The sequence below is a fragment of the Bacillus clarus genome (assembly GCF_000746925.1).
Lineage (GTDB): Bacteria > Bacillota > Bacilli > Bacillales > Bacillaceae_G > Bacillus_A > Bacillus_A clarus.
In genome coordinates this window covers 1,481,366-1,495,434 of the sequence record NZ_JMQC01000008.1, presented here as the reverse complement: position 1 = coordinate 1,495,434, position 14,069 = coordinate 1,481,366, and the positions used below count along the sequence as shown (strand labels likewise).

The following is a 14,069-nucleotide window of genomic DNA, read 5'->3' as shown; positions in this document are numbered from 1 at the left end:
CTATAATGATAAGACAAGAAGAGAGGGAAATACATATTATGAAAAACATTGATTCAGTACAAAATCCGCGTGTGAAGCAGTGGAAAAAGCTGCAGACGAAAAAAGAGCGCGATAAAAAAGGTGTATTCTTCGTAGAAGGATTCCACTTAGTGGAGGAAGCTTTAAGGGCAGGAGTTGTAACAGAACTTATCGTTTCAGATCAAACTGATCTTCCGAAAGATTGGACAGTTACTGATGTTGAAATGTATATCGTACCTGAAGCAATTGTAAAGGTACTTCGTGAAACAGAAACAACGCAAGGTGTATTTGCTGTTTGTGAGAAAGATGAGAAAGAAGTAGCTCTTACAGATGGGAAATTTCTTTTATTAGATGGTCTTCAAGACCCGGGTAATTTAGGGACGATTATTCGTACAGCTGATGCAGCTGGTATTCATGCCGTTGTGCTTGGAGAAGGTTGCGTTGATGTTTACAATAGTAAAGTATTACGCTCTACACAAGGTTCTATTTTCCACTTACCGATTGTAAAAGGGAACTTAGAAGAATGGGTAGACAAGTTAAAAGAAAATAATGTTCCTGTATATGGAACAGCTCTTGAAAATGGAGTTCCGTATGGTGAAGTAACACCGGCCGGAAGTTTTGCATTAATTGTAGGAAATGAAGGAAGTGGCGTACGCCAAGAAATTCTTGTGAAAACTGATCAAAACTTGTATATTCCGATTTACGGTGGGGCAGAATCATTAAATGTTGCGGTTGCAGCAGGGATTTTAACATATTATTTACAAAGCCCAGTTGCGAACAAATAAAAAACTTCTTATAATAAGTTGAAGTATATGTTTGTAATGAACATACAATAAAAGTTAAATAACGAAAAACGTTGATAGAGAAGAGTAGCTTACAAAATCGCCATATAGGGAGAGAGTGCCGTAGACTGAAAGCATTCTTATGGTAGACGGAAGTGAATTCACCTCTGGAGTTGACGCCAGGACCATTTATATGTAAAGGCGTTCCGGTCAGAATTGATCGTTATAACTAATGAGTGGGCAGACTTGTTCTGTCAATTTAGGGTGGTACCGCGAATTTACCTCGTCCCTTTTTGGGAGCGAGGTTTTTTTATTTTTAAAATTAGGAGGGTTCCAAATGGAAGCACGTTTAAAAGAGCTAAAGCAAAAAGCGTTAGAGCTTATTGAAGAAGCGAAAGAGCTAAAGGGCTTAAACGACGTACGCGTAGCGTATTTAGGAAAAAAAGGTCCAATTACAGAAGTATTACGCGGCATGGGAAAATTATCAGCAGAAGAGCGTCCACGTATGGGAGCATTAGTAAATGAAGTACGTGAAGCAATTCAAACGCGTCTAGATGACAAAATTGGTAACTTAGAAAAAGCGGTAATTGAAGCAAAATTAGCTACTGAAACTATTGATGTTACACTACCAGGTCGTCCTGTTGAAACAGGTTGTCACCATCCGTTAACAGCTGTTGTTGAACAAATTGAAGATGTATTCATTGGGATGGGTTATGAAGTGGCTGAAGGAACAGAAGTAGAAAAAGACTACTACAACTTCGAAGCATTAAACTTACCGAAAGATCACCCAGCGCGTGATATGCAAGATACATTCTACATTACAGAAGAAACGTTACTACGTACGCATACATCTTCTGTGCAAGCACGTACGATGGAAAATAATAAAGAAAAGGGCCCAATCAAAATTATTTGTCCTGGTAAAGTGTATCGCCGCGATGACGATGATGCGACACATTCACACCAGTTCATGCAAATTGAAGGTCTTGTAATTGATAAAAACATTCGTATGAGTGATTTAAAAGGAACACTGCAAGTATTCGTGAAAAAGATGTTCGGTGAAGACCGTGAAATCCGTCTTCGTCCAAGTTTCTTCCCATTCACAGAGCCATCTGTAGAGATGGATATTTCTTGTATGATGTGTCACGGTAAAGGTTGCGGCACTTGTAAAGGAACTGGCTGGATTGAAATTTTAGGCGCAGGTATGGTTCATCCGAACGTACTTGAAATGGCTGGTTATGACTCAAAAGAATATCAAGGTTTCGCATTCGGTATGGGCGCAGAGCGTATCGCAATGTTGAAATACGGCGTAGATGACATTCGTCATTTCTATACAAATGATGTGCGTTTCTTACAACAATTCAAACGAGCGTAAGGGAAGGAGAGGATAAATATGTTCGTATCATATCGTTGGTTACAAGAGTATGTAGATATTAAAGATGTAACAGCACAAGAACTAGCAGACAAAATCACGAAAAGTGGTATTGAAGTAGAAGGCGTTGAAGTATTAAATAAAGGTGTAAAAGGTGTTGTAGTTGGTCACGTATTAGAATGTGAAAAACACCCAGAAGCTGATAAATTAAGCAAATGCTTAATCGATATCGGTGAAGAAGAACCAGTACAAATTATTTGTGGTGCTGCTAACATTGCAAAAGGTTTAAAAGTACCAGTTGCAAAAGTTGGTGCTGTACTTCCTGGTAATTTCAAAATTAAAAAAGCAAAACTACGTGGAGAAGCTTCTCACGGTATGGTTTGTGCTCTTCAAGAGCTTGGTATTGATGGAAAGCTAGTTGCGAAAGAGTACGCAGACGGTATCTTCATCTTCCCGAGTGACGCTGAAGTTGGTGCAGATGCACTTGAAATTTTAAACTTACATGATGAAGTACTTGAGCTTGGTTTAACACCAAACCGTGCAGATTGCTTAAACATGTTAGGTGTTGCATATGAAGTAGCTGCTATTTACGGCCGTGAAGTGAAGCTTCCAGCTATCGACTTACAAGAAACAGCAGAAAAAACTTCTGATTACATTTCTGTAAGTGTAGAAGCGAAAGAAGAAAATCCATTATATATTGCAAAAATGGTTAAAAACGTAAAGATTGGTCCATCACCAATGTGGATGCAAACTCGCCTTATGGCAGCTGGCATTCGTCCAATTAGCAACGTAGTTGATATTACAAACTACATTTTAATGGAATACGGTCAACCGTTACATGCATTCGATTACGATAAATTAGGTTCAAAAGAAATCGTTGTTCGTCTTGCAAAAGAAGACGAAACAATTGAAACGTTAGATGATCAAGAGCGTACATTACAAAGCCACCACCTTGTAATTACAAACGGCACAAAAGCTTTAGCTGTTGCGGGTGTAATGGGCGGAGCTGATTCTGAAGTTACAAATGATACAGTAAACGTTCTAATTGAGTCTGCATACTTTGCAGGTCAAACAGTACGTCGTACATCAAAAGACTTAGGTCTTCGCAGTGAATCAAGTGCACGTTTCGAAAAAGGAATCGACCCAACACGTACATTTGAAGCAATTCAACACGCTGCTGCTTTAATGGCAAAATACGCTGGTGGCGAAGCCCTTGAAGGCGTAGCGGAAGTTGATAACTTACAAGTACAAGAGCGTACAGTATCTGTTACAGTTGAAAAAGTAAATCGTGTATTAGGTACAGATATTTCTGCGAGCAAAATGGGTACAATTTTCACAAACTTAAAATTCCCATTCACAGAAGTAGAAGGAACATTCCATGTGAACGTACCAGCACGTCGTCCTGACATTACAATTTCAGAAGACTTAGTAGAAGAAGTGGGACGCCTATACGGTTATGACCACATTCCAGTTACATTACCTTCTGGAACGATGACTCGTGGTAAATTAACAGCAGCACAAACGAAACGTCGTAAAGTACGTCGATTCTTAGAAGGTGCTGGTTTATATGAAGCAATCACGTATTCATTAACAAGCGCTGACAAAGCGAAACAATATATGGTTGAGCCAAACGAAAAAGCTCCTGTAAACCTTGCACTTCCAATGAGTGAAGAGCGTAGCCAACTTCGTTTAAGCTTAGTACCACAATTGTTAGAAGCAGTTTCATACAATGTTGCTCGTAAAAACGACAGCGTCGCTTTATATGAAGTAGGTTCTGTCTTCTTGCCAACAGAAGCAGGAGAACTTCCGAAAGAAGAACAACATCTTGCAGGTGTTATGACAGGTCTTGCTCTTCACCATGCATGGCAAGGTGAGAAGAAAGTGGTAGACTTCTTCGTTGTGAAAGGTGTACTAGAAGGATTATTCGACGTACTTGGCGTTGCAAACCAAATCACATATGCACCAGCAAAACGTGAAGGTATGCACCCAGGCCGTACAGCTGACATCGTATTAGATGGTGAAGTAATTGGATTCATCGGTCAATTGCACCCAGAAACAGAAAAACAATTAGATGTGAAAAATACATTCGTATTCGAACTATCTCTTGTAAAAGTATTCGGTGCAGACGCGGAGGAAACTTACTACTCAGCAATTCCGCGTTTCCCATCTATGACACGTGATATGGCTGTTGTAGTAACAAAAGAAACAAAAGCTGGTGAAATGAAGCAAGTCATTGCTGAAGCTGGCGGAGAACTTCTGAAAGACGTAACACTATTCGACTTATACGAAGGTGAAAAAATGGAAGAAGGCAAGAAATCACTTGCATTCTCTATGAACTACTTCGATGCAGAACGTACATTAACAGACGAAGAAGTAACAGAAGCACATAACCGTGTATTAACAGCGGTAGAAGAGAAATTTGGTGCGGAGTTACGTAAGTAATTAAAAATTGCCGGATTTAATTCCGGCAATTTTTTTATTGGAGCGGTTGTCGATTATTGTTGATAAGTCGATATTCTATGTCGAATCGCCGATAAATTATAAAAATCGCTGATAAATTTGAAGTTGCGGTCGATAAATTGCAAAAATCGCCGATATATATCAAGGTATCTTGCATCTTTCCCTCGAATGTAGTACATTAATTTTAGTTTAACAAAATGAAAGACGATGATAAGGAAAAGTAATATATACTATAATCCATAGCGAGTCAGGGACGGTGAGAGCCTGATGAGGCGGTATATGTGAAGAACACCTTGGAGTTGCTAACCGAAATTGAATCTTGTATTCAAGAGTAGACTTAGACGGGAATCCGGCCTGTTACAAACCGGGAAGTATGTATTACATACGAGTTAAAGTTGGTCTTTATGACAAATTGGGTGGTACCGCGAAGTTTAACCTTTCGTCCCTTTATGGATGAAAGGTTTTTTTGTATTTAAATATATCAGCAAAGGAGAATTTCACTATGGAAAACACATTAGTAAAAAGTCTGTATAGAGATACAGAAAAGTATGCAGATCAAACAGTACAAGTATCAGGGTGGATTCGTAACTTACGTGATTCAAAAGCATTTGGTTTCATCGAATTAAACGACGGTAGCTTCTTCAAAAGCGTTCAAATCGTTTTCGATACAGAATTAGATAACTTCAAAGAAATTGCAAAACTTCCACTTAGCTCTTCAGTGAAAGTAGAAGGTAAAGTAATTGCAACACCTGGAGCAAAACAACCATTTGAAATTAAAGCAGATAAAATTGATATCGAGGGCTTATCAGATTCTGATTACCCACTTCAAAAGAAGCGTCATACGTTTGAATACTTACGTACAATCGCTCACTTACGTCCAAGAACAAATGCATTCTCTGCAACATTCCGCGTGCGTTCTATCGCAGCGTTTGCGATTCACCAATTCTTCCAAGAGCGTGGTTTCGTACATGTTCACACACCAATTATCACTGGTAGCGATACAGAAGGTGCAGGCGAAATGTTCCGCGTAACAACGCAAGATTTAAACAACGTGCCAAAAGGTGAAGACGGACAAGTTGATGAATCAAAAGACTTCTTCGGTAAAGAAACAAACTTAACAGTAAGTGGACAACTTAATGCTGAAGCTTACGCATTAGCATTCCGTGATGTATACACATTCGGACCTACATTCCGTGCAGAAAACTCTAACACAACTCGCCACGCAGCTGAGTTCTGGATGGTTGAGCCTGAGATTGCATTTGCTGAATTAGGCGACGTAATGAACCTTACAGAAGATATGCTGAAATATGCAATGAAATATGTATTAGAACATGCACCAGAAGAAATGGAATTCTTCAACAGCTTCGTTGATAAAACAGTGCTAGAGCGCATGAACAACGTAATCAACTCTGACTTTGGTCGCATCACTTATACAGAAGCAATTAAAGTGCTTCAAGAATCAGGCGCTGACTTCAAATATCCAGTAGAATGGGGTATTGACTTACAAACAGAGCACGAAAGATACTTATCAGAAGAAATCTTCAAACGCCCTGTATTCGTAACTGACTATCCGAAAGACATTAAAGCATTTTACATGCGCCTTAATGAAGATGGAAAAACAGTAGCTGCTACTGACCTTCTAGTTCCTGGCATCGGCGAATTAATCGGCGGAAGCCAACGTGAAGAAAGAATGGACGTTTTAGTAGACAGAATTAAAGAATTAGGCATGAATGAAGAAGACTACTGGTGGTACTTAGAACTTAGAAAATACGGCGGTACAAAACACGCTGGATTCGGTCTAGGCTTCGAGCGCTTCCTAATGTATATCACTGGCATGGCTAACATCCGTGACGTAATTCCATTCCCAAGAACTCCAGGTTCTTCGGAGTTTTAAAATGATAAAAAAGCGAGAGCAACTGCTCTCGCTTTTTTTATTGGAAGAGGGTGTGACTAGAACTCAAGTTTTATTAAGTATTTCAAGATTGGAAAAAATGTTGTTCATAGTTCCCTTCTCATTTCATATATAGTAAAACGAATGAAACATTTACGGGAAAGGGAAAGGAGTTTTGGTGCGATGGGGGAAATTCCAAGTCATACAAAGTGGACATTGCGTGACAAGTATGTAGTAATCACTGGTGCAACAAGTGGTATTGGACTAGCGGCAGCTAAGGTATTTGCAGAACGCGGCGCCAAGCTAGGAATCATTGCACGCAACGAAGCAAAAGCGAATGATGCTATGACTCAAATTCAGGATCTAACGAATGGGAATGCGGTGGTAGATCTATTTCTGGCTGATATGGCTTCCCAACAATCTATACGCCGGGTAGCTACTGATATTTTAGAAAAGTGTCCTAGAATAGATATATTAGTGAATAATGCTGGCGCTTTATTTCAAACAAGGAAAATTACGGAGGACGGTTTGGAGATGACTTGGGCGGTTAACCATTTAGGTCCATTCCTACTTACTAATTTGCTGTTGGAGCGTTTAAAGGAAAGTGCTCCTGCTCGTGTCATTACCACCGCATCTCATGGTCACAAAATGGCTAAAAAGGGAATTGATTTCGATGATTTAGATGCAGAACAACTTTATCGTGGTGTTAAGAGATTCATGGGCGGTCCTACGATGCGTTATGCCCAAACAAAATTAGCTAATATTTTATTTACCTCTGAATTGGCACAGCGGTTGGAGGGAACAGGTGTTATCGCTTACAGTTTCGACCCGGGGCTAGTGGCTACGAATTTCAACCAGGACAATGGTCTGGTTGCTCGCTTAACTATGGCAGCAATGAAACCTTTCTCTCGTACGCCTGAGGAAGGCGCTGAAACTTTAATATGGCTAGCAGAATCAACTGGATTTACTGATCATAGTGGTTTTTACTATGTCGATAAGCAAATAGAAAAGCCGTCTGAAGCTGCCTTGGATAAGGATGTCGCAAAACGTTTATGGGACATTAGTGAAAAACAGACACGAAAATAAAAGAGTAGCCAGTGTATGTTTAGATGGTTATGTTGCATAGTTTTTTACCCTTAAGTAAAAAGTAATCTTGGGGGTGAGTGCAATGAGTAAAAAAGTGAAAACAGATCATTCTAGATCAGGCCTAGGTTCTCCAGAAGTGGAAGGACAAGGAACGACTACGCATGAAACGGGTTCTCATAAAGTACCTTCATCAAATAAGAAGCAGAAACGAAGTTGAACATAAAAAGGGAGTCATGGAGACTCTCTTTTTTAGGTGAATAGTAAATGAACGTATATCGGCAGAAATTGAAATATATCGATCTTCCGACGATATGCGACAAAAATAGGAGCGTGCGAGATTCTATTTACCCATTCTTCATTCATAAAAGGCGAAAAGAACTCAATTCTTTTCGCCTTGTTTAGTTCATCTATATCCTGTCGATACTAAAAAGTAGTTATTTTTTCAATAAGCGAAACGCTTTTTCTGTATTAGCAAAATGTAGTTTCACAAACTCAGGGAGTCTTTCTTTTCCGAGCTTTTGAATTAATTTAGCTGCGGCAATATCAACTTGTTTACCCGCACCTTTCGGAAGTGGCATGCCGGCTTTTTTGCTTAGTTCATCAAACTGTTTTACGAATGAGTAACGAGCTAAGATGGAAGCTGCGGCTACTGCTAAATGGACACTTTCGCCTTTTGTAGCGAAGTAAACATTTTCACGCTGTACTGCTTTTTGTTTTGCTAAATATTTATAATATGTATCCGGCTGCGTGAATTGATCGATTAGGACACCTTCTGGTTTTGTAGGCGCGATTTTTGCTAACAAGTTTGTAATGGCTTTATTATGCAGTAAAGCTTTTAGTTTACCTTGGTTGTTTCCTTTGTCAAAGAGCTCGTTATATTTTTCGTTATGCAAAACGAGAGAGCTGTAAGGAACAACGCTAAGGAGTTGTTTTGCAATCTCAGCAATTTGAGCATCATTTAAGTTTTTGGAATCTTTTACACCAAGTTCTTTTAAAAGTGGAATTTGCTTTGCATCCACATATACAGCAACAACTGTCATTGGTCCAAAGAAATCTCCAGTACCTACTTCATCAGAGCCTACAATCGACATTGTGCCAATAGAAGAAGGCGGAGCGTAGCGATGTGAATTGGCCGTCTTTTTAACGGCAGATTTAGGCGTTTGAGAAACGGTTTGCCAGCGCGCAGCTTCTGCTTCGGCACGGCCTCCTTGGAACATTACTTTTCCTGATTTATATGCTGTAATCGTGCAAGATGGTACCTTTGCCATAAAGATACCACCTTGCGGAACTTTCGGGCTAAGCGCTTGTTTATATTGTTGTTTCATGTCTTCAATTGCACTAGAACTTGTTTGTATTACGATAGAATTTGACAAAATGGTCGCTCCTTTTTTTATATTGTTGTTTTTATCATATCGGATTGTTCTTTCTGTTTCCATATTATGATGGTTCATGGTATGATAAACTTTAGGATTCTGTACGTGATTGGAGGCCGGTGAGTTGTCACAACAAAAGGGAAAGAAAAGTCGAATTAATGTAGAAATCTATGGTCAACAATATTCAGTTGTTGGCGATGAAAGTACAAGTCATATCCGCATGGTAGCAGCGATTGTGGATGATAAAATGCGCGAACTCAATGCCAAGAATCCTTCGCTTGATACGAGTAGACTAGCGGTATTGACGGCGGTAAACGTCATACACGATTACATAAAATTAAAAGAAGAACATGAGAAATTGAAAGAAAGTATGACAAAAAAAGGAATGGAATAACATGATTGATATCATTATCATTTTACTGCTTGTTATGGGATTTTTCCTCGGTTTACGCAGAGGATTTATTTTGCAACTTGTAAAGTTAACAAGCTTTATTATCGCATACCTTGTTGCATACTGGTATTGTAAAGATTTAGCGCCAGCACTTGCGAAAATTATCCCGTATCCATTTGATAAAAATGTATCAGTTCCAGAATGGATTGATGCAAATAATATTGAAACAGTATTTTATCAAGCGATTGCGTTTATTGTATTATTTATTATTACAAAAATCGCACTTTCATTACTTGGTAATTTGCTAAACATGTTTGCGGAAATACCAGTTTTAAAGCAAGTAAATGCATTTGCTGGGGCAATACTTGGATTTTTAGAAGTATATATCATTTTGTTTGTTTTAATTATTGTTGGAACGATTCTTCCAATTGAACAAATACAAACACCATTACAAAAATCATCAATTAGCAAAATAATGGTAGACGATACACCGATTCTTTCTGAAAAGGTGAAGGAACTATGGCAGACAGGTAGCAGAGTATAACTTCTCTTTTTTCGGAAAGAGGAGTTTTTTTCTATGAAAGAAAGGCGGGGCATTATGAAAGTAAATAAAAAACAAGTTATTAAATTATTAGAGACAATCGGCCTTTTTATGGAGTTAAAGGGCGAAAATCCATTCAAAATATCAGCATTTCGTAAAGCGGCAGCAGCGCTAGAAAGCGACGATCGCAGTCTTTCTGAAATTGAAGATTTTACAAAGATTCCAGGTATCGGAAAAGGAACAGCGGCTGTTATTCAAGAATATATTGAGTCGGGGACATCTGAAGTATTAGAGGAACTTGAAAAAGAAGTACCGAGCAGCTTATTACCGTTATTAAAATTGCCAGGGCTTGGTGGTAAAAAAGTAGCGAAGTTGTATAAAGAGCTTGGCGTTATCGATATGGAAACATTAAAAACGGCTTGTGAAGAAAATAAAGTACAAGCTTTAGCTGGATTCGGTAAGAAAACAGAAGAGAAAATATTAGAGGCAATCGCTCAAGTTGGATCTCGTCCAGAGCGTTTGCCAATTGCAATGGTCTTGCCTATTGCCGGGGAAATAGAAGAGAAATTGTCGAATATTGCTGAAGTAATTCGCTTCTCACGTGCAGGGAGTTTACGACGCGTTCGTGAAACAGTGAAAGATTTAGATTTCATCATTGCGACGACAGAACCAGCGGCAGTACGTGAACGTTTACTACAATTCGATAATATGATTGAAGTGATTGCAAGTGGAGATACGAAAGTGTCTGTTCGCCTTCAATATGAATATGATATTTCGATTGATTTCCGTCTTGTAAAACCAGAAGAATTTATTACAACTCTTCACCATTTCACAGGATCAAAAGACCATAACGTAAGAATGCGCCAAATTGCGAAAGATAACGGTGAGAAAATCAGTGAGTACGGCGTGGAAAACTTAGAGACAGGTGAAGTGAAAACATTCGAAACAGAAGAAGCGTTCTTCGCCCATTTTGGCCTTCCTTTCATTCCACCAGAAGTACGTGAGGATGGAAAAGAAATTGAATTAATTCAAGAGTACCCAAACTTAATTCAGTTCTCTGATATACAAGGTGATTTACATATGCATACAACATGGAGTGACGGTGCCTTTTCAATTGAGGAAATGGTACAGGCATGTCGTGCTCGTGGTTATAAATTTATGGCAATTACCGACCATTCACAATACTTGAAAGTAGCGAACGGTTTGACGAAAGAACGCCTTCGTGAACAAGGAAAAGAAATTGAGCGCATGAACGAAAAATACCCAGATATCACAATTTTACGTGGAATTGAAATGGATATTTTACCAGATGCGACACTTGATTTTGATGATGAAGTACTAGCTGAACTTGATTACGTAATTGGAGCGATTCACTCTAGCTTCTCACAAGACCGTGAAACGATTATGAAACGCCTTCGTACAGCACTTGAGAATAAGCATGTCACAATGATTGCCCATCCGACAGGACGTCTTCTTGGACGCCGTGAAGGTTACGATGTAGATACAGATTTATTAATTGAACTCGCAAAAGAAACAAATACCGTTTTAGAATTAAATGCGAATCCAAACCGTCTAGATTTAAGCGCGAAACTATTAAAGCAAGCACAAGATGCTGGTGTAAAAGTAGCGATTAATACGGATGCTCATACACTTGAAATGCTAGAAGATATGGAAACAGGTGTAGCAGCAGCACGTAAAGGGTGGATTCAAAAAGATAACGTGATTAACACATGGGATATTGAACGTTTATTAGACTATATTAAACGTAATAAGTAACACAAGGGGGACCTGCAACATGTTAGAAAGAACGTTGCGTGTATTAGAATACAATAAAGTAAAAGAACAATTACTTGAACATACAGCATCTTCACTTGGTCGCGATAAAGTGAAGAATTTAGTGCCAAGCACTGATTTTGAAGAAATTGTAGAAATGCAAGATACAACGGATGAAGCTGCGAAAGTCATTCGTCTAAAAGGTAGTGCACCATTAGGTGGTATTTCGGATGTTCGCTCAAATGTAAAACGTGCGAAAATTGGAAGTATGTTAAGCCCAAATGAACTACTTGATATCGCAAATACGATGTATGGTAGTCGCAATATGAAACGTTTCATCGAAGATATGGTTGATAACGGTGTTGAACTTCCAATTTTAGAAAGACATGTCGCTCAAATTGTATCTTTATATGACTTAGAAAAGAAAATTACAAATTGCATCGGTGATGGTGGTGAAGTAGTCGATAGTGCAAGCGATAAATTGCGTGGTATTCGTAACCAAATTCGTACTGCGGAAAGCCGTATTCGTGAAAAGTTAGAGAACATGACGCGTTCTTCAAACGCACAAAAGATGTTATCAGATGCGATTGTAACAATTCGTAACGAACGCTATGTAATTCCTGTAAAGCAAGAATACCGTGGCGTATATGGTGGTATTGTTCATGACCAATCGGCTTCTGGACAAACGTTATTTATCGAGCCGCAAGTCATTGTGGAACTAAATAATGCCTTGCAAGAAGCACGAGTGAAAGAGAAACAAGAAGTAGAACGCATCTTAATGATGTTAACAGAGGAAGTGGCAGTGGAAGCTGATATTGTCTTATCCAATGTAGAAGTTATTGCGAACCTTGATTTCATTTTTGCAAAAGCTTTTTATGCGAAACGAATTAAAGCCACGAAGCCAATCGTAAATAACGAACGTTACATGGATTTAAAACAAGCACGTCATCCGCTTATTGATCCGGAAATTATTGTGCCAAATAACATTATGCTCGGTAAAGATTTCACAACAATCGTTATTACAGGGCCGAATACAGGTGGTAAAACAGTTACACTGAAAACCGTTGGAATTTGTGTATTAATGGCACAATCTGGTCTTCATATTCCGGTAATGGACGAATCAGAGATTTGTGTGTTTAAAAACATCTTTGCTGATATCGGTGATGAGCAATCGATTGAACAAAGTTTAAGTACATTCTCCTCGCATATGGTGAACATTGTAGACATTTTAGAAAAAGCTGATTTTGAAAGTTTAGTTTTATTTGATGAATTAGGTGCTGGAACAGACCCACAAGAAGGGGCTGCATTAGCAATTTCGATTTTAGATGAAGTATATAACCGCGGTGCACGCGTTGTTGCAACGACGCATTATCCAGAATTAAAAGCATACGGATACAACCGTGAGCAAGTTATTAATGCGAGTGTTGAGTTCGACGTGAACACGTTAAGCCCAACATATAAATTGTTAATCGGTGTACCAGGACGTAGTAATGCCTTTGAAATTTCGAAGCGCCTTGGATTATCTGATCGAGTTATTGATCGAGCACGTAACCATATTAGTACAGATACAAATAAAATTGAAAATATGATTGCGAAGTTAGAAGAAAGTCAAAAAAATGCAGAGCGTGATTGGAACGAAGCAGAAGCACTTCGCAAACAATCTGAAAAACTGCATCGCGAATTACAACGTCAAATTGTTGAATTTAACGAAGAGCGTGATGAACGATTATTAAAAGCACAAAAAGAAGGCGAAGAAAAAGTCGAAGCTGCGAAGAAAGAAGCAGAAGGCATTATTCAAGAACTTCGTCAATTGCGTAAAGCACAGCTTGCAAATGTGAAAGATCACGAGTTAATTGAGGCGAAGAGCCGCTTAGAAGGGGCAGCGCCAGAGCTTGTGAAGAAACAAAAAGTAAACGTGAAAAACACAGCACCAAAACAACAATTACGCGCAGGCGATGAAGTAAAAGTATTAACGTTCGGTCAAAAAGGTCAACTGCTTGAAAAAGTAAGTGATACAGAGTGGAGCGTACAAATTGGTATTCTGAAGATGAAAGTGAAAGAATCCAATATGGAATACATTAATACACCGAAGCAAACTGAGAAAAAAGCAGTCGCAACGGTAAAAGGTAGAGACTATCACGTTTCATTAGAACTTGATCTTCGTGGTGAACGTTATGAAAACGCGATGATGCGCGTTGAAAAATATTTAGATGATGCACAGCTTGCAAGTTATCCGCGTGTATCTATTATTCATGGTAAAGGAACAGGAGCACTGCGCCAAGGCGTACAAGATTACTTAAAGAAACATCGCGGTGTGAAAAACTTCCGTTACGGTGACATGGGCGAGGGAGGCCTAGGTGTAACAGTTGTCGAATTAAAATAGCA

The 14,069-nt window shown here is 38.9% G+C and carries 11 protein-coding genes and 2 other annotated features; of the genes, 10 read left to right on the top strand and 1 reads right to left on the bottom strand.

The window, feature by feature from the left end:
* Positions 1-5: 5 nt before the first annotated feature.
* The 6 genes from DJ93_RS08445 (at position 6) to DJ93_RS08420 (ending at position 7,823) form a co-directional block, all read left to right on the top strand.
* A complete protein-coding gene (locus DJ93_RS08445) occupies positions 6-803 on the top strand; it encodes a TrmH family RNA methyltransferase (RefSeq protein WP_042980219.1) in 798 nt (265 codons plus the stop codon).
* A gap of 62 nt (positions 804-865) precedes the next feature.
* Positions 866-1,094 (top strand) — a binding site (T-box leader).
* 43 nt (positions 1,095-1,137) lie between these two features.
* Positions 1,138-2,172: a phenylalanine--tRNA ligase subunit alpha gene (gene pheS / locus DJ93_RS08440; RefSeq protein WP_000388217.1), complete on the top strand. Its 1,035-nt coding sequence runs from the start codon at positions 1,138-1,140 to the stop codon at positions 2,170-2,172.
* A gap of 18 nt (positions 2,173-2,190) precedes the next feature.
* Complete coding sequence (gene pheT, locus DJ93_RS08435; protein ID WP_042980217.1) at positions 2,191-4,611, top strand: phenylalanine--tRNA ligase subunit beta; 2,421 nt, start codon at positions 2,191-2,193, stop codon at positions 4,609-4,611.
* 216 nt (positions 4,612-4,827) lie between these two features.
* Positions 4,828-5,079 (top strand) — a binding site (T-box leader).
* A gap of 52 nt (positions 5,080-5,131) precedes the next feature.
* Positions 5,132-6,523, top strand: coding sequence for an asparagine--tRNA ligase (gene asnS / locus DJ93_RS08430; protein WP_042980216.1), 1,392 nt, complete (start codon positions 5,132-5,134; stop codon positions 6,521-6,523).
* Between the two features lie 180 nt (positions 6,524-6,703).
* The gene (locus DJ93_RS08425; RefSeq protein ID WP_042980215.1) at positions 6,704-7,606 is read left to right on the top strand and encodes an SDR family oxidoreductase; all 903 of its coding nucleotides are present in this window, start codon (positions 6,704-6,706) and stop codon (positions 7,604-7,606) included.
* 82 nt (positions 7,607-7,688) lie between these two features.
* The gene (locus DJ93_RS08420) at positions 7,689-7,823 is read left to right on the top strand and encodes a YuzL family protein (RefSeq protein WP_042980214.1); all 135 of its coding nucleotides are present in this window, start codon (positions 7,689-7,691) and stop codon (positions 7,821-7,823) included.
* A 217-nt stretch (positions 7,824-8,040) separates the two neighbouring features.
* Here DJ93_RS08420 and rnhC read toward each other — a convergent pair whose 3' ends face one another.
* Entirely contained in the window at positions 8,041-8,979 is a 939-nt protein-coding gene (gene rnhC, locus DJ93_RS08415; protein WP_042980212.1) for a ribonuclease HIII, read from the bottom strand.
* A gap of 124 nt (positions 8,980-9,103) precedes the next feature.
* Between rnhC and zapA the strand changes: the two genes are divergently transcribed.
* From zapA to DJ93_RS08395, 4 genes are read left to right on the top strand one after another with little or no spacing between them, the layout of a single operon-like run.
* On the top strand, positions 9,104-9,373 hold the full coding sequence (zapA, locus tag DJ93_RS08410; RefSeq protein WP_000082701.1) for a cell division protein ZapA: 270 nt from the start codon (positions 9,104-9,106) through the stop codon (positions 9,371-9,373).
* A 1-nt stretch (position 9,374) separates the two neighbouring features.
* The gene (locus tag DJ93_RS08405; RefSeq protein WP_042980211.1) at positions 9,375-9,914 is read left to right on the top strand and encodes a CvpA family protein; all 540 of its coding nucleotides are present in this window, start codon (positions 9,375-9,377) and stop codon (positions 9,912-9,914) included.
* Positions 9,915-9,968: 54 nt separating this feature from the next.
* Positions 9,969-11,687 (top strand): DNA polymerase/3'-5' exonuclease PolX, encoded by a 1,719-nt coding sequence (polX, locus tag DJ93_RS08400; protein WP_042984162.1) that lies wholly within the window; start codon positions 9,969-9,971, stop codon positions 11,685-11,687.
* Positions 11,688-11,706: 19 nt separating this feature from the next.
* Positions 11,707-14,067 (top strand): endonuclease MutS2, encoded by a 2,361-nt coding sequence (locus tag DJ93_RS08395; protein ID WP_042980209.1) that lies wholly within the window; start codon positions 11,707-11,709, stop codon positions 14,065-14,067.
* Positions 14,068-14,069 lie beyond the last annotated feature (2 nt).

What these genes read in the sequence shown, in the direction of transcription:
- DJ93_RS08445 (WP_042980219.1), top strand. Translation starts at nt 6, where the DNA reads ATGATAAGACAAGAAGAGAGGGAAATACATATTATGAAAAACATTGAT.
- pheS (WP_000388217.1), top strand. Translation starts at nt 1,138, where the DNA reads ATGGAAGCACGTTTAAAAGAGCTAAAGCAAAAAGCGTTAGAGCTTATT.
- pheT (WP_042980217.1), top strand. Translation starts at nt 2,191, where the DNA reads ATGTTCGTATCATATCGTTGGTTACAAGAGTATGTAGATATTAAAGAT.
- asnS (WP_042980216.1), top strand. Translation starts at nt 5,132, where the DNA reads ATGGAAAACACATTAGTAAAAAGTCTGTATAGAGATACAGAAAAGTAT.
- DJ93_RS08425 (WP_042980215.1), top strand. Translation starts at nt 6,704, where the DNA reads ATGGGGGAAATTCCAAGTCATACAAAGTGGACATTGCGTGACAAGTAT.
- DJ93_RS08420 (WP_042980214.1), top strand. Translation starts at nt 7,689, where the DNA reads ATGAGTAAAAAAGTGAAAACAGATCATTCTAGATCAGGCCTAGGTTCT.
- DJ93_RS08405 (WP_042980211.1), top strand. Translation starts at nt 9,375, where the DNA reads ATGATTGATATCATTATCATTTTACTGCTTGTTATGGGATTTTTCCTC.
- polX (WP_042984162.1), top strand. Translation starts at nt 9,969, where the DNA reads ATGAAAGTAAATAAAAAACAAGTTATTAAATTATTAGAGACAATCGGC.
- DJ93_RS08395 (WP_042980209.1), top strand. Translation starts at nt 11,707, where the DNA reads ATGTTAGAAAGAACGTTGCGTGTATTAGAATACAATAAAGTAAAAGAA.